Source organism: Stenotrophomonas sp. YJH_SMC_110, assembly GCF_059369255.1.
Genome location: NZ_JCAFSM010000005.1, coordinates 26,318 through 49,131 on the forward strand (window position 1 = coordinate 26,318; position 22,814 = coordinate 49,131).

Below are 22,814 nucleotides of genomic sequence, written 5' to 3' on the forward strand. Positions count from 1 at the left end.
CCCCGGGCACACTGGCAACCACCTTTCCTGGCGCCCGCGCCCACAGGATTCCCGCATGAACTTCCGCTTCCGTCGTTTCCTTGCCACCACCACCCTGGCCGTGGCCTGCGCCGCCGCCGGCAGCGCCTGGGCAGGCGCCCGCGATGACCTGAAGACCTTCACCAGTGGCCTGAAGGGCCTGGATGGCCAGTTCAGCCAGCAGGTGTTCGACAGCCGCGGCAAGGTGAAGGAATCGACCAGTGGCCGCGTGGCCCTGTCGGCGCCGCGCCTGTTCCGCTGGGAATACGTGCGCCCGCACGAGCAGTTGATCGTGGCCGACGGCAAGAAGGTCTGGATGTACGAACCGGACCTGGAGCAGGCCACCGTGCGCGAGCAGGGCAAGGAAGAGCAGAACAGTCCGCTGACCGCGCTGATCAACCCGGCACTGCTGGAACAGCAGTACGACGTCAGTGAAGAGGCTGCGCAGCGCGACGGCCTGCAGTGGCTGTCGCTGTCGCCGAAGCGCGAGACCGAAGCCAGCTTCCAGTACGCCGCGCTGGGCTTCAATGCCCAGGGCCTGGCCAAGATGGAAATCACCGATGCGGTTGGCCAGCGCACCGTGATCAGCTTCAGCGGCTGGAAGCGCAACCCGGGCTTTGCCGCCGGTACCTTCAGCTTCACCCCGCCGAAGGGCACCGACGTCATCGGTAATTGACCTGTGGGCGGAGGCGCCTTGGTGGGTGTCAACCTTGGTTGACATGCCTTTGATCTGCCGGCCAGCGGCCGGCACTACCGATCCTGTGGCCTGATCTGCCGGGCAGGGTTCGGTGCTGTCTGCTCTGGCGGGTGTCAACCGGCACCGTCATGGTGGGTGTCAACCTTGGTTGACACGCTCTTGATCTGCCGGCCAGCGGCCGGCACTACCGACCCTTGCGGCCTGATCCGCCGGGCAGGGTTCGGCGCTGCCGCAATCCGACCTGACCCGCTCTGGTGGGTGCCAACCTTGGTTGGCACGCGCTCGGCCAGCTCATCCGTTGTCCGGGTGAACGATCACCTGCCACGCGGTGCCATCAAATCGAATCAGGTCCCAGGGCGTCAGCACCCACAGCACGCTACCGACGGAACTGATATCAACAATCGTTGCATCTCTCAGTTCTTCGGGGATGCCTTCCAGCAACGGTTCAACTACGCCGGTTTCTAGACTGTAGACGTAGAGGCCGCCATTCTCCGAGCCGATGTAAACCTGTTGCCTGTACTGGCACGCAGAGTGGAAGTTGATGCCTTCGCCGACTTCGTGTTGGAGGCACTCGAATCCAGTGGAGATGTCGCCCGTAACGATGGTGCCGTGCATTCCTACAAGGACGAGGCGGCCCTGGTCGGTCCTGCAAGCATGAAGCAGCTCCGCAGTAGTGACTTGTTCGGGCACGGTCCAGCTCGAGCCATCCCAGTGCGCAATCAGGCCTTGGGAGCCGATTGCGTAGAGGTCAGCAAAGCCCGTTCCGCAGAGGTCGTTCACGCTGCCCACGCGGAACTCAGCGAGTAGCTGGTTGAATCCTCCATCCTCCCGGACATGGGTCATGTGGGCTCGCCAATCGGCGAATCTCCGGCGAAGCTCTGCGTCGCGTTCCATCGGATCTCGAGGAAGTGCGGGAGCATCGCCCAGTTCGAGCAGGTGGCCGAAATCTTCGAGCCAACTGACGAAGTCATCCAGATCCGACTCGTCTTCGTCCTCCTCGCAGAAGGCAGTCGCGAATTGGGTTGGAAGCTGCCGCCATCCGCCGTCGCCCCGATGATGGATCTGTCCTCTTGTGCCCGCGCAGAAAAGGACGTCGCCCAGCAGTCGCAAACGGGTAAGACCTCCGGGAAAGTCGGCGCCTTCAGCCGGGACGTACTCGATCGTTGCCCCAGCGCGGGAGTAATCTTCCAGCTGCCCATGGAAATCCAGGGCAAGCACACGACGGGGGCGACCGCCTTCTTCCTCTGGGACAAACTCTGTGGACATCACCTGGAAGTCCTGCAGGTCATGGTAGAACCACTCCTCTTTGGGGGTGCGGCCAAAGACGAACATGCGGGTGGGTGGGCCTGGATCCGGGTCGTAGTATTCATGCCCAGGGCCAAGGGCTGCAGCCAGATAGTAGATGTCCGCATCGACCGCGCAGCCAGCAATGAACTCAAGGACATTGGATTCGGGATCGCGCACGAATGGGTCCTGAATGGTTGAGTTCCAAATTCTCGGTTACTGATGAGGACACAAGGGCCCCGCGAAAGCATGCTCCATGTGAATCAGCGGCTTACCGGTGGATTGGCTGCGCCGGCTTCGGTTCATTTCCGACACATCGCGGGGCTGCCGGCCAGCGGCCGGCACTACCACCCGTGCGGCCTGATCGCCGGCATGGCCCGGCGCTTTCTGCTCTGGTGGGTTTCAACCGGGACCGCCTTGGTGGGTGTCAACCTTGGTTGACATGCTTTTGATCTGCCGGCCAGCGGCCGGCACTACCAGACACCGCGTCCCGCCTGCCGGGCACTGCCCGGCGCTACCGTTGGGCGGCGCGGTACAATGACCGGGTGGCAAGACATCGTTCAACTTCCTTCCCTGGTCCCGATCTGCTGAGCGTCGATCGGGAACACCTGCGCCCGCTGGCCGAGCGCATGCGGCCGCGCACTCTCGACGAAATGGTTGGGCAGAAGCGCCTGCTGGCGCCGGACAGCGCGCTGCGTCGCGCGGTTGAATCCGGTCGCGTGCATTCAATGATCCTGTGGGGGCCGCCGGGCTGCGGCAAGACCACGCTGGCGCTGCTGCTGGCCGAGTACGCCGATGCGGAATTCCGTGCCATCTCTGCCGTGCTGTCCGGGCTGCCGGAGGTGCGCCAGGTGCTGGCCGAAGCCGCGCAACGCTTCGCGGAGGGCCGGCGCACCGTGCTGTTCGTGGATGAGGTGCATCGCTTCAACAAGGCGCAGCAGGACGCCTTCCTGCCGCACATCGAGCGCGGCACGATCCTGTTCGTCGGTGCCACCACCGAGAATCCGTCGTTCGAGTTGAATTCCGCATTGCTGTCGCGTTGCCGCGTGCATGTCCTGGAAGGCGTTTCGCCCACCGACATCGTCGAGGCGCTGGAACGTGCGCTGGGTGATCGCGAGCGCGGCCTGGGCGAAGAGGGTATCGAGGTCGCCCCCGAACTGCTTCTGGAAATCGCCACCGCTGCCGATGGTGATGTGCGCCGTGCGCTGACCCTGTTGGAGATCGCCGCGGAACTGGCGGGCGGGGAGGGAGGGCGCATCACGCCGCAGACCCTGACCCAGGTGCTGGCCGATCGCACCCGTCGCTTCGACAAGGGCGGCGAGCAGTTCTACGACCAGATCTCGGCGCTGCACAAGTCGGTACGCAGCTCCAACCCGGATGCCGCGCTGTACTGGCTGACCCGCATGCTCGATGGTGGCTGCGACCCGTCCTACCTGGCGCGCCGGCTGACCCGCATGGCCATCGAGGATATCGGCCTGGCCGATCCGCGCGCGCAGAGCATGGCGCTGGAAGCCTGGGACATCTACGAGCGGCTGGGCAGCCCGGAAGGCGAGCTGGCGTTCGCGCAGCTGGTGCTTTACCTGGCCAGCACCGCCAAGTCGAACGCCGGCTATGCCGCCTTCAACCAGGCCAAGGCCGACGTGCGCGAGAGTGGTACCGAAGAAGTGCCGCTGCACCTGCGCAATGCACCGACCAAGCTGATGAAGGAGCTCGGCTACGGCGCCGAGTACCAGTACGACCATGACGCCGAGGGTGGCATCGCGCTGGACCAGACGGGTTTCCCGGATGCGATGGGCGAACGGGTGTACTACAACCCGGTGCCGCGTGGCCTGGAAATCAAGCTGAAGGAAAAGCTGGACCGGCTGCGTGCCGAGCGCGAAGCGGCGAGGGCGGCAAAGAGTCGCTGACCCGGTTTATGTAGCGTCGAGCCGCGCTCGACTCCGCTCTGGACCGGGCCAGCAGCGCCTGCGGCAACGGCAGCCGAGCATGGGCGCGGCTCTACAGGGCCAATGGCAGCCGAGCATGGCTCGGCTCCACATTGTTCCCGGCGCCGGTCTTTGGCACACTGCGCGGCCACTTTTTCAAGGATTGATGCCGTGCAGGAAATGATTCTGCCGTTGCAGCGCTACGCCCAGTTCGAGGGGCGTGCCAACCGTCGTGAGTACTGGATGTTCCAGCTGTTCATGCTGATCGTCTCCGCCGTCCTGATGGTGCCGCTCGTTGCCGGGCTGGTGATGCAGTCCGACGTCCTGGGCATCGCGTCGATCATCCTGTTTGTCGTGTTCTGGCTGGCCACGTTCGTGCCGGTCATCGCCGTCACCGTGCGCCGCCTGCACGACTGCAACCAGTCGGGCTGGATGTACCTGCTGGCCTTCGTTCCGTTCGGCGGCCTGGTGATCTTCGTATTCGCGCTGCTGCCGGGCACGCCGCAGGAAAATGCTTATGGTCCGGTGCCTTCGGGGCCGTGACATTCCGCGAGTCGGGCATGGCTCGACTCCACAAGAGGCAAAGAAAAGAAGCCGGCATTTCGCCGGCTTCGTCTTTACTTGATGGTGCAGTCGCCGAAGGACAGGTAGTCCGTGCCGGAACTGAACTGCAGCGTGCAGCTGGCGGTGAACGTCGCGCCTTCTTCCAGTGCGCCCAGCTTGGCCGCCTGCTGTTCGTCGTCGCTGGTCAGTCGGGCCAGGACATTGCCCTGGTCGTCGCCGGCCTCGATCAGCGGCTCGCCCGCCAGGTTGCTGGAAACGCTCAGGGCTACGGCAGTGAATGTCACCGTCTGGTTGAGTTGGTCCATGCCCAGTGACGAATTGCCGGCTTCTTCAAAGGCCTGGTAGAGCGTTGGCAGGTCCTGTGCGGCATGGGCGGCCAGCGGCGCAAGCAGGCCGAGGGAGAGGGCGATCAGGGTGGTGTGCTTCAAGGGAGTCTCACAATCATGGGATCCAATCCCATGCCGGTTGTGTGCAGATGAACGCGACCCGGATGGCGGCAAGTGCCCGCCATCCATGGCTGCGCTGGAAGCGGGGCGATCCAATGCCCCGATGGGCGGCAAAATAGGGGAATTGCTGCCCCTTGCGCAACCCGGGCATGCGCGCGCGTGATACACAGCGTGACGTTTGATCGATGTGATAATCATTCGCGTTTAAGGTAGACTGCGGTCCCTTGTGAACCGGCGGCCCTGGGCCGCTTCTGCCGCCGCTGATGAAGCACTTTGTTCCGCCTTCGCGCCGTGGTCCGCTGGCCCGCGGCCTGGCCGCCTTGATGATGGGTCTGCTCCTGGTCACCCCATATGCCCATGCACAGCAGCGCAACCCGCTGCAGAAGATCGGCCGCACCGTGCTCGACGAGCCGGCGGCCAGCTATCGCTTCGAGCATTTCGTGGTGGACAGTCCGGACCAGCAGCGCCGTTGGCGGGTGAACCTGGCGATCCCGGCCAAGGCCGGCAAGGTGCCCTCTCCGGTGCTGTACGCGCTGGACGGCAACGCCGTCGCGATGGTCCTGGATCAGCCGTTGCTGGCCGAGCTGGCCGCGCGCAAGGCGCCGCCGGTGCTGGTGCTGATCGGCTACGACAACGACCTGCGCATCGATTCCAAGGCGCGCACCCGCGACTACACCGCATGGATCGACCGTGCCGACGATGAGAGCGGTACGACCCAGGCGGTCGGCGGTGGTGCTGCGGCCTTCCTGGATGTGATCGAACGCCGCATCAAGCCGGAAGTCGAGCGTCGCGCACGCATCGATACGCAGCAGCAAGCGCTGTGGGGCCACTCGCTGGGTGGATTGTTCGTGCTCAATGCGCTGTACACGCGTCCGGCCGCCTTCCAGTCCTATCTGGCCGCCAGCCCGTCGCTGTGGTGGAGCCAGGGTGCGGCGCTGGGGGATCCGGAACAACAGTTCGTGCAGAACGTGCACGGCCAACCGGCAAGGCTCTGGCTGATGCTGGGCGGTGCCGAGCGTGTCGGTGATCGCGGCAAGCGCGACATGAACAATCCGCGCGTGGTCGCGCACCTGCGCCGCATCGGTGGCGCCACCCCGGATGCGGCGATGCAGCTGTCCGAGCGCTTGGGCAAGGTGCCGGGCCTGAGCGTGCAGTACCGCGAGTTCCCCGGCCTTGGCCACGGCCCGATGCTGCCGGCGTCCTTCCATGCGGCGCTGCATGAGCTGTACGGCGTGACCGATCGCAGCGCCGGCGATGGCGCGCCCAATGGCGGTGACAACGCCGCCGAATGAATCCCTTCGCACGCGCTGCCGTGCGACCCCACTACCCAGGCGAGGCTGCCGACGTGCAGCGGCCCAGGCAACCGATGACCCCCGCGCCACGTGGCGCGGCCTACGTGTGCAAGGAGCCTGCCATGTCGTTCCGTCCGTCTCTCCGTCTTACCTCTCTCGCTGCCGGCCTGCTGCTGGCAGTGACCGCCACCGCGCAGCCGGTGTTCGACCAGCCGGCCAACGCCACCTTCAAGGGTGAGGTCGTCTCACGCGGTGAGAACGTGGTTCCCGGCAGCACCGCCGACGTGGTCGGCCGTGGTTTCGTGCCGGGCCAGAAGGTCAGCCTGCTGCGTGGCGACAGCGTGCTCAACGCACAGCCGGTGGTGGTCGATGCCGATGGCAACTTCAAGACCCAGCTGAGCATTCCGGCCGACGCGGTGCCGGGCACCCACCCGGTGGTGGTGCGCGCCAGCCAGCCGGCTGCGGCCACGGTGCTGAAGCTGCGCGTGTCGCCGCAGTTGCCGCTGTCCGGCCAGGCGCAGTTCGCCACCCGGTCCAGCAAGCTGGTGCCGGGCCTGTACCAGTCCGCCTACAGTGCCGCCAGCAACGCAGTGTTCGTGACCTCGGCGGTGGGTCGCCCGCCGGTGACCCAGTCGCAGCTGCTGAAGCTGGACCCGACGTCGCTGAAGGTGACCAGGGCGATCACCCCGGCGCAGGTGCCGGGCAGCACCAATGGTGCGGTGTACGCGGTCTACGGCGTGGGCGTGGATGACACCAACGGCAATGTCTGGGTGACCAACACCCGCCAGAACTCGATCGCGGTCTACCGGCAGAAGGACCTGTCGCTGGTCCACCAGTTCCCGGCCGACACTGTGCCGCACGCGCGCGACGTGGTGGTCGATGGCACCCGCGGCAAGGTGTTCGCCTCGGCAACGGGCGAGGACCACCTGTCGGTGTTCGACGCCAGGACCTTCAAGGAGCTGCCGGCAGTGACGCTGGAATCCGGCGTGGACGACGGCACGTTCACCCCGATGAGCCTGGTGCTGGACGAGAAGGGCGGCAAGCTGTTCACCGTCAGCATCGGCACCCCGGAAGCGGCGGTGATCGATGTGGCCAGCGGCAAGGTCGAGAAGGTCATCGATCTGGGTAATTCGATCAGTGCCTCGGGCGTGGCCTTCGATGCGGCACGCAACCGCCTGTACGTCGCCTCGCAGGGCACCGACAACCTGCTGATCGTCGACGTGGTTGCCGGCAAGGTGCTGCATGACGTGCCGGTCGGCGCCGGTGCGCTGAACGTCGCCTTCGATGATGCCTCCGGCCTGGCCTATGTCAGCAACCGTGGCGCTGGCACGGTCACCGTGGTGAATGGTGACGGCAAGGTGGTCGCCAATCTTGATGGCGGCACGCTGCCGAACCACGTCCGCGCCGATGGCAAGGGCAACGTGTTCGCGGTGAACAAGTCGCGCGGCGCTGAGGACCCGAAGGGTGACCGCATCACCCGCATCACCCCGAAGCAGTAAGTCACACGGTGGGGCGGCGTGCGCGCCGCCCTGCCAGCAAGGAGAACGAGCATGAACATCGCGTCCCGTCTGCGCCTGTGTGCGCTTCCGTTGGCTGTTTCGCTGGTACTGGCCGCCTGTGGCGGCGCGTCGACACCGCCTGATGGCCAGAAGGCCGCCGAGCCGCCCGCCGCACCGGCCGCTGCCGAAACCGCGTTGCCGGCAGGCTGGCAGCGCGTGGCCGGTGCCGAGCTGCCGGCCGTGCATGACCAGAAGGCGGTGCTGCCGGCCAAGGTGCATTCCGATGACGGCGCCGATATCGAGGTGACCGATACCAGCCGGATCATTGCCGGTGGCGACGACGTCATCGCGGTGATCGAAGCACTGGGGCTGGGCGCGCAGGTATTCGCCGCGCCGACCAACACCACCACCCAGGCCGGCCTGGCCGCGCCGCACCAGTTCCTGTTCAACCGCACCACCGGCGTGGAGGGCGTGCTGAGCCTGCAGGGCTCGCTGTTCCTCGGCAACAGCCTGCGCCGCCACACCGAGCTGGCCAAAAAGCTGCGCGAAGTCGGTGAGCCGGCGGTGGTCATCGATGATCTGCAGCCGGCCCCGGACAAGGTGCGCAAGGTCGCCGCCGCACTAGGGCTGGCCGAAGCGGGGCAATTATTGGCCACGCAGGTGCAGCGCCAGCTCGACGAGGCTGCAGCGATTGGCAAGGGCCTGGGCCATGCGCCACGACTGATCCACGTATCGGCCACCGGCGCTGGCGGCTCGCCCACTGTTGCCGGTGCCGACAGCGCGTCAGCGCAGCTGATCGCGCTGGCCGGCGGCATCAACATCGGCACCGAGGCCGGGGTGAAGAACTACTCGCAGCTGAGCAACGAGGGGGTGGTCGCCGCGGCACCGGAGGTGATCCTGGTGACCGAGCATGACCTGCGGCTGTTCGGCGGTGCCGAAGGCCTGTGGAAGGCGTACCCGACGCTGAAGCAGACGCCGGCCGGGCAGGCCAATCGGGTCTGGGTGATGCCGGATGTGCAGCTGAAGTACACCAGCGTGGGTTCTGGTGCGGGCGCGCTGGCGCTGGCCAAGGCCCTGGCAGCCTTGCCGAAGGCATGAGTCCGGCGGATCGGCGCCGCCGTCGCGGGCGGACGATGTTGATGGTGGCGTTGCTGGCGCTGCTGGGGGCAGTGCTGGCGTCGTTCGCCGTGGGTCCGTTGCGGTTGCCGCCGCTGGAGGTGATGCAGGCGCTTGCGGTGAAGCTGGGCCTGCTTGACCCAGGGGCAGTCAGCAGCCGTGATCTGGCCGTGGTCTGGCAGCTGCGCATTCCGCGCGCCCTGTTGGGCGCGATGGTCGGTGCGTCGCTGGCGATGGCCGGTGCCAGCCTGCAGGGCCTGTTTGGCAATCCGCTGGCCGACCCCGGCATCGTCGGTGTCAGCCAGGGTGCTGCGCTGGGTGCGGTGGCTGCCATTGTTCTCGGCGCTGCCGGTGCGGCCGGCTGGCTGGTGCCGGTGGCAGCCTTCGTCGGCGGCGCGCTGGCGATCGGCCTGACCTATGCGCTGGCCCGGCCCGGCAAAGGCAGTGGGAATGCCACGCTGCTGCTGGTCGGCATCGCGATGGCCGCGTTCTGCTCGGCGCTGATTGGGTTCCTTACTTACATCGCCAGCGAAAGCGAGCTGCAGTCGCTGGTGTTCTGGCAGATGGGCTCGCTGGCGCGCGCCAACTGGGCCGACGTGGCCGCGGTGGTGCCGCTGTTTGCGCTCGGTGTGTTTGCGCTGCAGCGACTGGCCACGCCGCTGGACATGCTGGCGCTGGGTGAGCGCCAGGCGCAGCACCTGGGGCTGGACGTGACCCGTACGCGGCGTCGCCTGGTCGCGTTCAGTGCGCTGCTGGTGGGCGCAGCGGTGGCGTTCGCGGGCTCGATCAGCTTCGTCGGCCTGGTGGTGCCGCACGTGGCGCGACTGCTGGTCGGCCCGGGTCATCGCTGGCTGCTGCCGTTGTCCGGGCTGCTCGGTGCGCTGCTGATCGTGGTGGCCGACACCGCCGCACGCACGCTCGATCCACCTGCGGAGATTCCGCTGGGCCTGTTCTCGGCCGCGCTGGGTGCGCCGTTCTTCCTGTGGCTGGTGCTGCAGCAGCGCCGCAAGGCGGCGCCATGAGCGTGCTGCTGAAACTGCACCAGGTGGTGGTGCGCCGCCAGCAGTGCGAGATCCTGCATGGCATCTCGCTGGCGTTCGAGCCGGGCACGGTGACCGCGCTGGTTGGCCCGAACGGCGCGGGCAAGTCTACGTTGCTGGCGGTGGCGGCCGGTGACCTGCGCGCCGATGCGGGGGAGGTGAGCCTGCTGGGCAAGCCGTTGGCCAGTTACAAGGCGGGGCCGCTGGCACGCGAGCGCGCGGTGATGCCGCAGGAACATGGCGTGCGCTTCGCCTTCAGCGTGGAAGAAGTGGTGGCGATGGGACGGTTGCCGCATCCGCCGGATCCGCGTGTGGACGATGCACGGGTGGAAGCTGCCATCGATGCCGCCGAACTGCAGGCGCTACGCCTGCGCGAAGTGCAGCAGCTGTCCGGTGGCGAGTCCGCCCGGACCACGTTCGCGCGCGTGCTGGCGCAGGACACGCCGCTGCTGTTGCTTGATGAACCGACCGCGGCGCTGGATCTGCGCCACCAGGAGCGTACGTTGCGCAGTGTGCGTGCCTGTGCCGAAGCCGGTGCGTGCGTGATCGTGGTGCTGCACGATCTGAACCTGGCCGCCGGCTATGCCGACCGCATCGTGTTGCTGGAACAGGGCAGGGTGGCCGCCGATGGCACGCCGCTGCAGGTGCTCACCGAAGACAACCTGCAGCGGGTCTATCAGCAGGATGTGGTGGTGCTGGAGCATCCGCGGCGCGGGGTGCCGTTGGTGGTGGTGACGTAGTCCGGATCTGCTGCCGTCGCCGCGTATCATGTCTGACCGGTATTCCCTCAATGGACTGATGCAATGATCTGTAGCATTTCGCGCGGCACGCTGCTGGCCGTGTTGGTTGGCTTCGCAGGCGCTGCGACTGCGGCTTCCACCTCTCCGGTTTCGCTGACCGATGCGGCGGAGAATGCCTCGCTGATCGAGATACGGCATTCCGCTGGCGCGGGTTCTCCTGTTGCGTCCATCCGGACGCAGTACTTCGCCAGCGAGGAAATGTCCGTGAGTTGGGATGACCAGCAGGTGCTGGTGCTTTGCAAGGAGGCGGCATACCTGCAGATTCCCCCTGCCAAGCTCAAGGCCGGTGCGTTGAGCACCGAGCAGCGGCAGATGATCGTCTACCAGGCGCTGATGTCCGGCCTGGGTGCTGTCGCGGGCGTGGTCGGGTCGGCGGGCGAGGTGGTGGCTGTGGCGGATGACGGAAGCGAGACCCGCAGCATTGGTGAAAGCCATTGGGCGTACGGTATCGAGCGCTACGACGTCACCACCCAGCGCATGCCGGGCGGCGCGCTGCGTGTGCATTCCCGCAAGACCGAGACCGTGAACACGACGCCCCCGGCGAGCCCGGACGACACGTTCAGCACCGAGGATGACCAGGCGGCACGCCTGTCCGAACTGGCGCCGGTGGGGAGCTGGACCGAGGTGCTGATCGATGGTGGCCCGCAGCTGCCGCACATTGACCCGGCGACGTCGCTGAAGGGGTGGATTTCGATGGGGGATGACCAGGCGGCGACCGTGGCCGAGGCGCGCACGCTGCACGGCTGCAAGTAAAGGCTGAGAGGAGGCAGATCCCTTTGCCCAGGGTCAAAGGGATCTGACCCCGATCATTGTCGGCCTCATCGTTCCATTTATGTTTGCAATATTCACTTGCGCGCCAGATTGGCAGGTCTAGAATGCGCCCCATGAATCGGATGCCGCTCCTGAAGTTTTTCACCCTGACCCGCGCCAACGCGGAACGGGCGTGTCTGCCTGGAGCCCCACGAGGCCGTTGAAGCGGCCATCGCTGGACCTTCGACAGAGCGCCCCCCGGGCGCTCTTTTTGTTTTTGTTAGTCGACTAACAGTCGACTCTACCCAGTCGACGCTACCCAGCCGACGCTACCCAGTACCGCAAAGGAGAACGTGCCATGCACCAGATCGCCGAGACCGAACGCTAGCCGCGCACCCTGCCGCCAACCGGGGGGCGCGGCCCCTGAAGTTGGCTTTGCAGGAATCTCTATATGAACACCCAAGTCCTTTCCCGTCGTCGCAACCTTGGCATCATTGCCCACATCGACGCCGGCAAGACCACGCTGACCGAACGCCTGCTGTGGAAAAGCGGCGAGATCCACCGCGTCGGTGAAGTGCACGACGGCAACGCGACCACCGATTTCTCGGCGATCGAACGCGAACGCGGCATCACCATCGGCGCTGCCGCCGTGCAGGCGCAGTGGGCGCCGCGCGACCTGCCGCCGCATCGGCTGACCCTGATCGACACCCCCGGCCACATCGACTTCGCGATCGAAGTCGAGCGTTCACTGCGCGTGCTCGACGGCGCCGTGGCCGTGTTCTCGGCCGTGGATGGCGTGCAACCGCAGTCCGAAACCGTGTGGCGCCAGGCGCGTCGCCACCGCGTGCCGCTGATCGCTTTCGTCAACAAGATGGACCGCGTCGGCGCTTCGTTCGAGCGCGTGCTGGAGCAGCTGCAGGACAAACTGCGGGCGCGGCCGTGGGCGCTGGGCGTGCCGTTGGGCAGCGAAAGTGGCTTCAACGGCTGGGTCGATCTGGTCGATGAGCGCGTGCTGCAGTGGCAGGATGGTGCCGCAACCACGGTGACCCCGTGGGACCAAGCGGCGCGGGCCCAGTGGCAAGCCCAGCGCGATGCGCTGGTCGAGGCCGTGGCCGATCACGATGAGCAACTGGCCGTTGCCTGGCTGGAAGGTCGCGTGATCGATGCCGGGCAGCTGCGCGCGGCGATCCGCCGGGCGACGCTGGCGGGTGCGGGCGTGCCCGTGCTGGCCGGTGCTGCGTTCAAGGACAAGGGTATCGAGACGCTGCTGGACGCCGTGGTCGATTACCTGCCGTCGCCGCTGGATCGCCCTGCCGTCAGCGCCGAAAGCGATGAGGGCGAGGTCGTGCTGCCGCCGGACCCGGACGGTCCGCTGGCCGGCCTGCTGTTCAAGATCACCCACCAGCAGCACGGCGCGTTGAGCTTCGTGCGGCTGTACTCGGGCACCTTGAAGGTGGGTGATGCGGTGGCCAGTTCGCAGCATCCGCAGGGGCGGCGTGTCAGTCGCCTGGTGCGGGTGCAGGCCGACCAGACCCACGACATCGAACAGGCCGTGGCCGGTGACATCGTTGCAGTGCTGGGCTGGAAGGATGCGGTCAGTGGTGAAACGCTGAGCGGTCGTGCGCAGCCGCTGCGCCTGGAGAACATCCAGGCACAGGCACCGGTGCTGGCGTGGCGGTTGGAGCCGGCGCGTGCGGCCGACCTGATCCGGATGGCACAGGGTTTGGCCAGCCTGGCCCAGGAAGATCCCTCGTTCCGCGTCGAAACCGATCGCGACACGGCGGAGACCCTGGTCTGGGGCATGGGCGAACTGCACCTGGAGGTGATGGTCGAGCGCCTGCGCAGCGAATGGAAGGTCGACGTAGGCGTAGGTGCGCCGCGCGTGGCCTACCAGGAGACGCCGATGCGTGCGATGACCGGCGTCGTCGGGCGGCTGGTCAAGCAGACCGGCGGCCAGGGCCAGTTCGCGCACGTGGTGCTGGATGTATCGCCGCGCGAGGACGACCAGGTCGTATTCAACGACCGCATCGTCGGTGGCGTGGTGCCGCGCAGCTTCATCGCGGCGGTGGAGAAAGGTGTGCGTGCTGCGCTGTCGGAAGGCCCCCAGGGCCATCCGGTGGTCGGCATCGAGGTCAGTCTTGTCGATGGCCAGACCCATGCCAAGGACTCCTCGGAGATGGCGTTCCATCGCGCAGGCGCCGAGGCGATCAAGGCGGCGCTGGCCGAAGGCGGCACGCAGCTGCTGGAGCCGGTGATGGCGGTGACGGTGCATTCGCCGTCAGCGTCGGTGGGTGATGTGGTCGGCGACCTCAACCGCCGCCATGGTCGCATTGCCCGCATCGACGATCAGGATGGTCGCGCCGAGGTCAGTGGCTTCGCACCGCTGGCGCAGCTGGTGGGCTATACCACCTCGCTGCGTTCGCTCAGCCAGGGGCGGGCCAGCAGCGAGGCGCACCTGCATGGCTACGAGCCGGTGCGCGCTGCATGAAGAAGGTGAGGGGAGCCCGTTCGCGGGCTCCCTTTTTTGTGGGTTCGGGTTTCCGCATCCATGCATGGCGTGGATCTACCGGGTGACCGGGTCGCGAACTCTGCACTAGATCCACGCCATGCGTGGATGGGGCCCTCGCGATGCGTTTTTTTGCATTGCGATGCAACAAAACTGCAGAAAAAGCTGGATTAAAGTGATGCCTCACGATAAATTTCGCACCCCCCGTTGCTCGCCGCCGCCCGCACCCCTCTCATGCGTGATGACAAAGACCCCGGAACCCTGGAGCTGACCCTGCCGCGCAAGCGCGGTCGTCCGCCCAAGTTCGGGTATGCGATGAGCGATGCGCAGCGGGCCGCACGCTATCGTGCGCGCCGGGCAGGGCAGGCCAACCACGCCGATGTGCGCTCCTGCAGCGACATGGTGCTGCTGGACAAGATCCGTGCAGCGGTGAGCGCGCGCGACACCGAACTGGCCGGATTCCTGGTCCACGTGCTCTGGCAGCGCTACCCCCTGCAGCTGAAATAGTTCGCTGGCGGGGTGGCCGTTGTCATCGAGCTTGTTGATAATGCGGGATTCAGGTTGTTCCCGCTGGCGTGCCCGGGATGGCAGGCGCGCATGATCGAACGGTTCCCAAGATGACCACCACCAGCGACACCACCACCGAAGCGGCGCCGAGCGGCGCTCCCCTGTTCTATACCCGTCCGGTGCCGCTGCAGGCCGATGTGCACGCCGATCTGCGCATCCTGCCGGGCAAGCTCGAGTTCGCCGCCGGCAACAACGCCATTCCGCTGGTGCTGGGCGAGTTCTCGCTGGCGCTGCATCATTTCCCGATCCTGTTCGCCGGCCCCGGTGCGGTTCCGATGGCTGCCGTCGGCGTGTCCGACCAGAACCTGTTCATCAAGGACGGCCTGTGGGAAGACGAGGCCTATATTCCGGCCTACCTGCGCCGCCACCCCTTCATCTTCATCGACACCGGCGCGGAGAATGACTTCCTGCTGGGCATCGACGAAGAAAGCCCGCGCGTGGTCAAGGGCGGCGAGGAAGGCCAGCCGCTGTTCGTTGACGGCAAGGCCACCGAAATGGTGCAGCAGGCGCTGGAGTTCTGCGGCCAGTACACCCGCGAGCACGAACAGACCCTGGCCTTCTCCAAGGCCCTGACCGACAACGGCCTGCTGGTCGAGCGCAACGCCACCGTGCGTACCCCGGATGGCCGCGAGTTCAACCTCAATGGCTTCCTGGTGGTGGACGTCGAGAAGTTCGTTGCGCTGCCGGAAGCCACCGTGGTCGAGTGGCACCGCAGCGGCTGGCTGGCACTGATCCACCAGCACCTGATGTCGCTGGGTCGCTTCAATGACCTGACCCGTCGCCAGGTCGAGCGCCTGGCCGCCTGATCAAGGCATTGGCAGGGTTCCCGCTGGGCGGGAGCCCTGTCCGGCCTTCAGCACGTCCAGCAGGCGCCGCGCATCGGCCCAGTCCGGCGCGGCGTCATGCGCCAGGTCGACCAGCTCCGCCGCGATGGCCGCATGCTCGCATTGGCCCAGCATCTGCAGCGTGCCCTGCAATCGGTGCGCGTGATGGCCCAGTGCCGATGCATCCGCTCGATCAATAACCCGCTCCATGTTGCCGAGCTCATCGTGGATGTCGGCGATGTAGGCCGCGTCCATGTCAATCGTCTGCGCGGCTGCGCCCGGGCCCTCTGGTCGCGCAATGCCGAGCGCAGGCAGCAGCTGGGCGGCGCGCAGCGGCTTGGCCAGCACCGCGTCGAAGCCCGAGCGGTGGCAGCGTGCGCGATGACGCCGTCCGGTGCGGGCAGACAATGCGATCAGGCGAACGGTGCGCCCGGCAGACCCGCGTAGCTCGCGCGCCAGCACGTGACCATCGGCGCCAGGCAACCCAATGTCGATCATAGCAACGGAGCGGGGCTGTCGTGCCTGTTCGGCCAGGGCACTGGCCGCATCTTTCACGGCGCACACCTCTGCGCCCCAGCGCCGCAGCTGTTCGGCGATCACGTGGCGATTGAGCTCGTGGTCCTCGACCAGCAGCAGGTGCAGTCCGGCCAGTGGCGTATCGCCCACGGGCATGTCCTGGGCATCCACGCCGGTGCCAGCCGGGCACACCGGCAGGCGCAGGATGAAGCGACTGCCACGGCCCAGCACGCTGTGCACGGTGAGGTCGCCGCCCATTGCGCGGGCCAGCTCGCGCGCGATGGAAAGCCCCAGCCCACTTCCGCCACGCCGCTGTCCGCTGCTGCCTTGCTGGAAAGGCTGGAACAGGGTGGCTACCTGCGCCGGCGCGATGCCGATGCCGCTGTCGATCACCTCCAGCAGCAGCGCCCGAGGACGCGCCGCCGGCATCAGTTGCAGGCGCAGCTCGATGCGGCCGGAATCGCTGAACTTCACTGCGTTCGCCAATAGATTGCTGGCAATCTGGCGTAGCGCATCGGCGTCCACCAGGATGTTCGACGGGGATGCGCCCTGGGCATCGAGATGCAGCTGCAGGCCTTTCCGCTGGGCCTGTGGCCGGATCGCCTCCAGAGCCTGCCGGCACAGCTGGGTTGCATCGCAGGGTTGCGCATGCGGCTTGAAAGCGCCGCTCGCAAGGCGCGAAAAATCCAGTGCGCGATTCAACAGGCTGCGCAGGGATTGGCTGGCGCTGCTGGCAGCGGCGAGCAGGTCACGCTCGCCCTTGGGCAATGTCGATTGCCCCAGCAGCTCGATCGAGGTCAGCACGGCCTGCGCCGAGTTGCGCATCTCGTGGCTGATCACGCCGATGGCATGCGCGCTGCTTCGGTCACCGCGCGCCCGGAGGTGGCGCATTGCGAGCCACAGCAGCGGCAGGGCAATCAGCAGTGGGGCCAGCAGCAGCCACCCGCGCGGGGGCGACGCCTGCATCCAGTCCAGTGCATTCCCGGCCGCGGCAGGCAGGGTCTGGCCTGCCCATAGGTGGAGCAGGCCTGCGTGCTCTTCCAGTGTGATCTCCCGCAATGCCTGTTCGATGCGCCCAAGCAGTTGCTGGTCTTCCCGGCGAACCAGCAGGTAAAGGTCGGTGGAGACGCCGCTATCGAACGGCTGCAGGCGCAGGCTGCCATTGAAATGGCGTCGAACCAGGGGGCGCAGCGTGGGCTCCAGGCCAATCGCCACGTCCGCCAGGCCGGTTTCGACTGCCGCCAGTGCTGCATGCCGGTCTGGCAGCTGCCGCAGCCGGACCTGCGGGTGATGCGCGTGCAGCCAGCTGGCGTAGGGTCCGCCTTCAACGACGGCGATGACCCGGCCGTCGAGTTCGCGCATCTCCCGTGGCAGCCACTCGCCGGCGCGTCCGGCCAACAGGGTGGCGCCGCCACGGAACGGGGTGGACGCGGCAAGGCCGGGGCAGGGCAGCGGCTGGTGCCTTGCGCCGCCAAACACCATGACCAGGTCAGCCTCGTGATGGCATACAGCGAGGATTGATGCGGCGGTTGTCGGGTAGGGGTGTTCCAGGAAACGGAATTGGGCGTGCCGCGCCACCAGGTTGGCATAGCCATGGGCGAGCGTTGGCGGTGATGACGGATCGGCCAGGGCCGCGGGCAGGGGGCGCAGGGAGGGAGTCGTGGCGACCCGTACAGTGCTGCCCGGCAGCCAGCGTGGCGAGCGGATATCTTCGGCCGAGGCAGCCGGCAGGAGAAGGAGCGCCAGCAGCCCCGTGGACAGGAAGCGGCGGCGCAACGGCGGCTGGCGCCTCACGGTGTCTCCAGTCGTTCGCGCAGTGCGTAGATTTCCACGTCGCTGCGCAATCCCAGCTTGCGCAGCACAGCCACCTTCTGCGTGCTGACAGTCTTGATGCTGCGGTGCCGCCGCAATGCGATCTCGGAGACCGTCAAGCCTTCCAGCAGCAGGCCCAGCACTTCGCGCTCGTTGCGGCTGAGCTCGCCGCGGTCGCCGGCCAGCCTGACGTCCGGTGGAACCCGGGTCAGGCCCTGGGAAACACGTACGATGGCGTCGGACAATGCAGCAAGCGGTTCGGCCTTGCTGACGAATCCGTTGAGTCCGGCATCGATCAGGCTGTTGAGGTTGGTGGTGGGGCAGAGCGTGGCGAAGGCCAGCAATGGCGTGCGCGGGAATTCCCGGCGCAGCAGCGCAACGAGCTCGAGGCTACCCAGGTCGTCACGGGCAAGCGTGAGATCGATGATGGCCACATCCACTGGTGTGCGTTGCAGGCTGCAGAGCAGTTCGTTGCTGCAACCGTGGCTGGCGACGATGTCGAAGCGGAGATCGCCTGACAGGTGCAGGGCGGTGCCGCGACGGACGACTTCGTGATCGTCCAGGAGCGCCAGGCGAAGCCGACGCGGTGCAGGAAATCCATTCATGCGCGGGAGGTGGTCGGCGCCCATGGGCGTGGCCGCCATTCTGGCGCCGCTGTCGCGTCGAACATCGAATTCGTTGCGTTTTTACGACTATTCCTAAAGATCGATGGATGCAGTTGATCGGCCGGGGCTTACGCATTCGTGACGTAAATGGATGGGGTGCTGCAGGCGTCCCGTCGTGGCTGCCGGAACCATTAATGTGACGCGTCACGCCGGCGTGACCCTGCGCCCCTGACCTGAGTCGTTGACGCCGTCAGGGCAGGGCTATCGAGTCTGCACGCGGGGGATCGACATGCGACCCAGGAACTGCGCCGGGGTGATGCGGGGCAACTGTTTGGCATGGGCGTCTGAGAAGTGGCGCAGGCCGCCCCAGAGTGCGGTGTCTCCGATCAGGAAGCAGCGGTGCTGGGCACGGGTGACGGCGACGTTGAGCAGATTGGGCTTGCTGGAGGCCCAGTGCGCCGCGCCCACCGTGTCCGTGTCGCAGCCCAGGACCATCCAGACAATGCTCTCCTCCTTGCCCTGGAAGGTGTGCACGGTGCCGACGCGCTCCCTGCACCACGTGCGCAGTTCGGTGGTGCGTGGCGCCTGCGTGCCGGGTGGGGCATCCGGGCCAAGCCAGGCGTCCTGGCTCCGCAGTCGCTCGAGCAGGGCATTCTTGATGCGCTTGAAGGGCGAAATGATGTAGACCGGGGGAAGGCTCCCGGTGCTGTGGTAGAGCGCGGCCAACGCCTGCTGCACCAGGTCGATCTGGCACGGCACGACCTGCTTGTCGCTGGTGCGGCCGGGGGCGTGTACCCAGGCGCTGCTGCCGATGTCCAGGCTGTCGGCGGGTGGCCGCGCCGCACTGGGTTCCCAGGGGTTGGAGAAGATCATCTTCCCCTCGTAGGCAATCGTGTTGGCAATGGAGAACATCGGTTCGACGCAGCGACGATGCACGCGCAGCGGACTGCCGATCCAGAGCGGCGAGCCGCCGGACTCCATGCGGGCACCGAGCGGGTTGGCCTCGTCGGCCAGTACCTGTACGGAGGTCTTGTCGGGCGAGACGTTCACGCCTGCGGGCAGTGCGCTGGTTCGGCCCAGCGCCTGCAGCAGCTTGACCGGCACGGTGAACACCGGCTCGATCTGCAGCGGATCACCCACCACGACCGCGCGCCTGGAGCGCAGCAGTGCACCGACTGCCGCCTGCGGCACGGCCTGGCCAGCTTCATCGATGAACAGCCAGCCGATCGAGTCCGGCCCCAGATGTCGGAACTGGCGTGCGACCGAGGCGAACGTGCTGGAGACAACCGGCACGATCATGAACAGGCTCTGCCAGATGGCCAGCGCATCGCGTGGCTCCTGCAGCCGCTTGCCACTCAGCAGGTGGCACAGTGCAATGACGTTCTGGGCGAAGCCGCCGCCCTTCTGCACCACTTCGTGCAGCCAGGCCTGGTGAAGCTGCAGTGCCGCCACGAAGAGATTGGCGCGCTGCTCGTTGAGCTGCTCGCTGTTCCAGACTCCCTTGATCTGCCAGTCCTGATCTTCCAGTTCGGCCGCGTCGGCGGGATGGGACGCGGTGCCGAGTTCGGCTTTCAGTTGTTCGAGCTGTTGCGTCATTCCAGCCCATTGCTGCGCCCGTGCCTGCGCGGCGGCCGATGCCTCGGCCAGGGTGCTCGCGGTTTGGCCCAGGTGCTGTTGCGCCGTATCACATTGCGTCCCGAGTTCGAGCTCGCGCTGGGTCCATCGGTGCTGATGATCTGCGTTCTGCACCATTGCGGCCGCATGGCTGTGCGCGCGCTGCCGGTCAAAGATGCGGGCCCACCAGCCAGGCTTCTCTTCCCTGAGCAGGATGCGTTGCGCCTTGAGCAGGGCGAGCTGTTCATCGGATCTGCTGCGCTGGCTCTCGAGTGCACGGCACTGCTGTGCAGCTTCCTCATGCGCGCGCTGTGCATCGCGAAGCTGAGAAGTCGTTTGCCGGCAGAAGCTCTCCTCATCGTTGCCGCTGATTTCACGGCTGAGCGAGGCAAGCCGATCCAGCTTTTCGACCAGGCCATTGACGATCGCATCGGCCTTGCCGAACGCCTCCCTGGCCTGCTGGAAGCTCATGGCTGCTGGGTTGTCCCGCCACTCCCAGAGCGACTGGTGGCGGGCGCGGTCGTAGCCCTTCGGTGCGGGGGTTTTGCCATCTTTTGGGGCGCTCCTGCTGATGGCCCGCACAAGTGCCTCGCGGTTGGCCTTCCTGCCCAGCGCGCAGCTGATCAACCCCCAGGCATCGCTGTCTGCCGCCGGTCGTTCATAGGCGCCCCTGCCGTTCCATTCGAGCAGGTTGCGGGCCAGTGGCCGCAGGTAGTCGAAGGTCACGTCCCCTGTGCTGTTGCGCCAGCGCGATCCTCCGGGCTTGCCCAGTGACCGGCTCTTCGGCAGGTCACGCGAAATATTCTCCACGGCGGCATTGTTCGACGATGCGACCACCATCTCGAAGCCGGTCAGGTCGGCCTTCAGTGGCGAGACCCTGCACGGCTTCTCACCTTCGAAGTTCACTTCGCGGGCTGGGCCGAGCGCAGCGGCTGGCGTCGCGTACTGTGACAATGCACGTGCACGCCGCACGATGTTCTCAGCGAAGACCTCACGCAACAGCGTGGTCTTCCCGGTTCCGGGTGGGCCATTGACCGAGAAGATGCCTGAATCGCGCACCTGCTCGAAGATGCTGTTCACAGCGAACTGCTGCATCAGGCTCATCGTGTGTGCAGGATCGCCGGGCCAGTGGCCCCGATTGATGTGGCGCGGGCGCAGCCGGTCGGCAATCAGCGCATGGCCTTCTGGGGTGTAAAGGTCTTCGCGTCGGCTTTCAGGCAATGGGCTCAGATAGGCGCGTAGGGGCGCACTGGCCTTGCCCTGGTCGAGTGCGCCGATGGCCCGCGCGATATCCTCGACGAAGAAACTGTTGAGGATGCTGATCTCCGCGTCCTCTTCGGGCTGGGCCTCGTCGTCCTCGGCGTCGTCCGCTTCCGCCGTTGGCTCGTTGTCCGGCCCTGGGGGTGTGGCTTTTGCTGCCCGTTCCGGCTTCGGCTTGTCTTCAACGCTTTTCGCCCGGATGACCAGCAGCGGAGCGGACGCGTCGCCCGCGGAAGGGTCATGACCCGACCAGTTGCACAGGATGTCGAGCAGGCGCAACAGGTCGTCGGGGCTGCAGGGCGTTGGGCCCTCACCCTGTCCGGCGGGGGTGGCAGCGGCGCTGCGGAACGTTGCTACGTCGCGCTTGAGTGCTTCAAGGCTTGCCTGGAAGGCGTCGAAGTCCAGGCCCTGCAAGCCACGCCTGGAGATCGTGCCCAGTGCCCACGGAACGGTCGATACCGAGATTTCACCCAGCTGCAGCACGCCCTCGGCGCTTGCCCGCAGGCTGGCCGCGCAGGTCAGGCCTTCCAGTTCGGCCCGTTCGTCCTGTTCCAGCGACTCGTCTCCGCTTGGCGTCTCAGCCAGTACCCGCTGGGTGATATCGGCCAGCTGGGCTTTGTCGAATATGCCGAGGTAGACATCGAATCCGCTCAGCCTGCGACCGAATGGCAGGGGTGGGGACCACAGATCCTTCGGGTCCAATCGCTCGAGCTGATCCCTTGACAGCTGCCGTACGCTCCCATCCGCGTCCTTCGACTCAAGGACCTGGCCCTGCAGATCGTAGGGTATGAAGAACTCAACCCTGTGCCAGAAGCTGAGGATCGCGCGATGACTGGCCTGCAACGTGTTGCGTCGTTCTTCCTTCAACTGCCTGTTCCTTCCATTGTGAAATCGGCCACGACCGGAATGCACCCTTCGTCGGCCATTGTGGTCGGCGCGCAAAGCCCTGCATTGGCCATTAGCGGCCGCCGCGGTCGAGTCTTGAGTGTTCGCGACCCCAGCGCCAGCTACTGCAGGCAGGGCAGGTGCGGCGTCGCTGTACGCACGGGTCCGGCAGCGGCGATGAATGCGACATCCGGCGCAAGCAGATGTCGACACGCCCTGCCGTCAGCAGGTGCTGCGTGGGGATGACCGATGGCTCAGCGCACCGACTGCGGCACGCGCCTCAGCTTTGCGGTGTCGTAACCCATGGCCGCGATGCGCTGCACGGCCTGCTGGTAGTCGCTCTCGGACACCTGTGGCGTGCGTGCCATGTACCACACGTAGTCGCGCTTGCTGCGCGCGACGATGGTCTGGCCGTAGTCATCGCGCAGCCAGGCAATCACATACTCGGCCTGGATCGGCCAGATGAACTGCATGCCCCAGATGGCGCCGTTGCCGTCCTTCTCGACCCGTCCCACAGGGTGCATCGACTTCTGGGGGGCGTCGAAGCTGCCCTTGCGATAGGTGAAGGTGGTCTGGATGCGCCCGTCGGGCTTCAATGCGTAGCTCTCCACCGCGTCGAAAGCTTTGCGCTCCGGCCATGAGGGGATGTGGGCGATCACATACCAGTCGCCCATGAAGCGTGGCACGTCCACTGAGGGCGGGCGGGGCAGGGGACGGGTATCGGTGGAACTGCAGCCGGAACCAAACAGGCTCAATGCCAGCAGGGGAAGCAGCGAGCGCATGCGCATGTCACA

General features: G+C 66.4%; 18 protein-coding genes. 12 read left to right on the top strand and 6 right to left on the bottom strand.

Annotated elements, in window-relative coordinates; genetic code table 11:
* Positions 1 to 55 precede the first annotated feature (55 nt).
* Entirely contained in the window at positions 56 to 694 is a 639-nt protein-coding gene (gene lolA, locus AC5P6H_RS11030) for an outer membrane lipoprotein periplasmic chaperone LolA (RefSeq protein WP_005413289.1), read from the top strand.
* A gap of 312 nt (positions 695 to 1,006) precedes the next feature.
* On the opposite strand, the gene AC5P6H_RS11035 is transcribed toward lolA, so the two are convergent.
* Positions 1,007 to 2,179: a hypothetical protein gene (locus AC5P6H_RS11035; protein WP_495202602.1), complete on the bottom strand. Its 1,173-nt coding sequence runs from the start codon at positions 2,177 to 2,179 to the stop codon at positions 1,007 to 1,009.
* A 449-nt stretch (positions 2,180 to 2,628) separates the two neighbouring features.
* Here AC5P6H_RS11035 and AC5P6H_RS11040 point away from each other — a divergent pair, with 449 nt between their 5' ends.
* Complete coding sequence (locus AC5P6H_RS11040; protein ID WP_495202603.1) at positions 2,629 to 3,906, top strand: replication-associated recombination protein A; 1,278 nt, start codon at positions 2,629 to 2,631, stop codon at positions 3,904 to 3,906.
* Between the two features lie 189 nt (positions 3,907 to 4,095).
* Positions 4,096 to 4,467: a DUF805 domain-containing protein gene (locus tag AC5P6H_RS11045; protein ID WP_111206867.1), complete on the top strand. Its 372-nt coding sequence runs from the start codon at positions 4,096 to 4,098 to the stop codon at positions 4,465 to 4,467.
* A 74-nt stretch (positions 4,468 to 4,541) separates the two neighbouring features.
* On the opposite strand, the gene AC5P6H_RS11050 is transcribed toward AC5P6H_RS11045, so the two are convergent.
* Entirely contained in the window at positions 4,542 to 4,916 is a 375-nt protein-coding gene (locus tag AC5P6H_RS11050) for a hypothetical protein (RefSeq protein ID WP_014647092.1), read from the bottom strand.
* 281 nt (positions 4,917 to 5,197) lie between these two features.
* Here AC5P6H_RS11050 and AC5P6H_RS11055 point away from each other — a divergent pair, with 281 nt between their 5' ends.
* The 9 genes from AC5P6H_RS11055 (at position 5,198) to AC5P6H_RS11095 (ending at position 15,310) form a co-directional block, all read left to right on the top strand.
* Positions 5,198 to 6,226, top strand: a complete 1,029-nt coding sequence (locus AC5P6H_RS11055) for an alpha/beta hydrolase (protein WP_032961047.1) — start codon at positions 5,198 to 5,200, stop codon at positions 6,224 to 6,226.
* A 122-nt stretch (positions 6,227 to 6,348) separates the two neighbouring features.
* Complete coding sequence (locus tag AC5P6H_RS11060) at positions 6,349 to 7,725, top strand: YncE family protein (protein WP_197574272.1); 1,377 nt, start codon at positions 6,349 to 6,351, stop codon at positions 7,723 to 7,725.
* A gap of 51 nt (positions 7,726 to 7,776) precedes the next feature.
* Positions 7,777 to 8,823 carry a heme/hemin ABC transporter substrate-binding protein gene (locus tag AC5P6H_RS11065; protein WP_495202604.1) on the top strand — a complete coding sequence of 349 codons (1,047 nt, stop codon included), beginning with the start codon at positions 7,777 to 7,779 and terminating at the stop codon, positions 8,821 to 8,823.
* On the top strand, positions 8,820 to 9,863 hold the full coding sequence (locus AC5P6H_RS11070; RefSeq protein WP_046430486.1) for a FecCD family ABC transporter permease: 1,044 nt from the start codon (positions 8,820 to 8,822) through the stop codon (positions 9,861 to 9,863). The genes AC5P6H_RS11065 and AC5P6H_RS11070 overlap by 4 nt, the downstream gene beginning before the upstream one ends.
* Positions 9,860 to 10,621: a heme ABC transporter ATP-binding protein gene (locus tag AC5P6H_RS11075; RefSeq protein WP_495202605.1), complete on the top strand. Its 762-nt coding sequence runs from the start codon at positions 9,860 to 9,862 to the stop codon at positions 10,619 to 10,621. Before AC5P6H_RS11070 ends, AC5P6H_RS11075 begins: the two co-directional genes overlap by 4 nt.
* Before the next feature lie 63 nt (positions 10,622 to 10,684).
* Positions 10,685 to 11,434 (top strand): hypothetical protein, encoded by a 750-nt coding sequence (locus tag AC5P6H_RS11080; protein ID WP_495202606.1) that lies wholly within the window; start codon positions 10,685 to 10,687, stop codon positions 11,432 to 11,434.
* A 448-nt stretch (positions 11,435 to 11,882) separates the two neighbouring features.
* The gene (gene fusA / locus AC5P6H_RS11085; RefSeq protein ID WP_495202607.1) at positions 11,883 to 13,919 is read left to right on the top strand and encodes an elongation factor G; all 2,037 of its coding nucleotides are present in this window, start codon (positions 11,883 to 11,885) and stop codon (positions 13,917 to 13,919) included.
* A 252-nt stretch (positions 13,920 to 14,171) separates the two neighbouring features.
* Entirely contained in the window at positions 14,172 to 14,444 is a 273-nt protein-coding gene (locus AC5P6H_RS11090) for a hypothetical protein (protein ID WP_005409616.1), read from the top strand.
* Between the two features lie 110 nt (positions 14,445 to 14,554).
* Complete coding sequence (locus AC5P6H_RS11095; protein ID WP_032961063.1) at positions 14,555 to 15,310, top strand: SapC family protein; 756 nt, start codon at positions 14,555 to 14,557, stop codon at positions 15,308 to 15,310.
* Here AC5P6H_RS11095 and AC5P6H_RS11100 read toward each other — a convergent pair whose 3' ends face one another.
* The 4 genes from AC5P6H_RS11100 to AC5P6H_RS11115 all read right to left on the bottom strand — a co-directional run bounded on the left by AC5P6H_RS11100 (position 15,311) and on the right by AC5P6H_RS11115 (position 22,808).
* Complete coding sequence (locus tag AC5P6H_RS11100; protein ID WP_495202608.1) at positions 15,311 to 17,638, bottom strand: ATP-binding protein; 2,328 nt, start codon at positions 17,636 to 17,638, stop codon at positions 15,311 to 15,313.
* Positions 17,635 to 18,285: a response regulator transcription factor gene (locus AC5P6H_RS11105; protein ID WP_232503899.1), complete on the bottom strand. Its 651-nt coding sequence runs from the start codon at positions 18,283 to 18,285 to the stop codon at positions 17,635 to 17,637. Before AC5P6H_RS11105 ends, AC5P6H_RS11100 begins: the two co-directional genes overlap by 4 nt.
* A gap of 237 nt (positions 18,286 to 18,522) precedes the next feature.
* The gene (locus AC5P6H_RS11110) at positions 18,523 to 22,002 is read right to left on the bottom strand and encodes a DEAD/DEAH box helicase (RefSeq protein ID WP_495202609.1); all 3,480 of its coding nucleotides are present in this window, start codon (positions 22,000 to 22,002) and stop codon (positions 18,523 to 18,525) included.
* A 272-nt stretch (positions 22,003 to 22,274) separates the two neighbouring features.
* Positions 22,275 to 22,808 carry a lipocalin family protein gene (locus AC5P6H_RS11115; RefSeq protein WP_111206860.1) on the bottom strand — a complete coding sequence of 178 codons (534 nt, stop codon included), beginning with the start codon at positions 22,806 to 22,808 and terminating at the stop codon, positions 22,275 to 22,277.
* Positions 22,809 to 22,814: the final 6 nt, after the last annotated feature.

Excerpts from the sequence above, each read along its gene's own strand:
- lolA (WP_005413289.1), top strand. The coding sequence starts at position 56 with ATGAACTTCCGCTTCCGTCGTTTCCTTGCCACCACCACCCTGGCCGTG.
- AC5P6H_RS11040 (WP_495202603.1), top strand. The coding sequence starts at position 2,629 with ATGCGGCCGCGCACTCTCGACGAAATGGTTGGGCAGAAGCGCCTGCTG.
- AC5P6H_RS11055 (WP_032961047.1), top strand. The coding sequence starts at position 5,198 with ATGAAGCACTTTGTTCCGCCTTCGCGCCGTGGTCCGCTGGCCCGCGGC.
- AC5P6H_RS11060 (WP_197574272.1), top strand. The coding sequence starts at position 6,349 with ATGTCGTTCCGTCCGTCTCTCCGTCTTACCTCTCTCGCTGCCGGCCTG.
- AC5P6H_RS11065 (WP_495202604.1), top strand. The coding sequence starts at position 7,777 with ATGAACATCGCGTCCCGTCTGCGCCTGTGTGCGCTTCCGTTGGCTGTT.
- AC5P6H_RS11070 (WP_046430486.1), top strand. The coding sequence starts at position 8,820 with ATGAGTCCGGCGGATCGGCGCCGCCGTCGCGGGCGGACGATGTTGATG.
- AC5P6H_RS11075 (WP_495202605.1), top strand. The coding sequence starts at position 9,860 with ATGAGCGTGCTGCTGAAACTGCACCAGGTGGTGGTGCGCCGCCAGCAG.
- AC5P6H_RS11080 (WP_495202606.1), top strand. The coding sequence starts at position 10,685 with ATGATCTGTAGCATTTCGCGCGGCACGCTGCTGGCCGTGTTGGTTGGC.
- fusA (WP_495202607.1), top strand. The coding sequence starts at position 11,883 with ATGAACACCCAAGTCCTTTCCCGTCGTCGCAACCTTGGCATCATTGCC.
- AC5P6H_RS11090 (WP_005409616.1), top strand. The coding sequence starts at position 14,172 with ATGCGTGATGACAAAGACCCCGGAACCCTGGAGCTGACCCTGCCGCGC.
- AC5P6H_RS11095 (WP_032961063.1), top strand. The coding sequence starts at position 14,555 with ATGACCACCACCAGCGACACCACCACCGAAGCGGCGCCGAGCGGCGCT.
- AC5P6H_RS11105 (WP_232503899.1), bottom strand. The coding sequence starts at position 18,285 with ATGGGCGCCGACCACCTCCCGCGCATGAATGGATTTCCTGCACCGCGT.
- AC5P6H_RS11115 (WP_111206860.1), bottom strand. The coding sequence starts at position 22,808 with ATGCGCATGCGCTCGCTGCTTCCCCTGCTGGCATTGAGCCTGTTTGGT.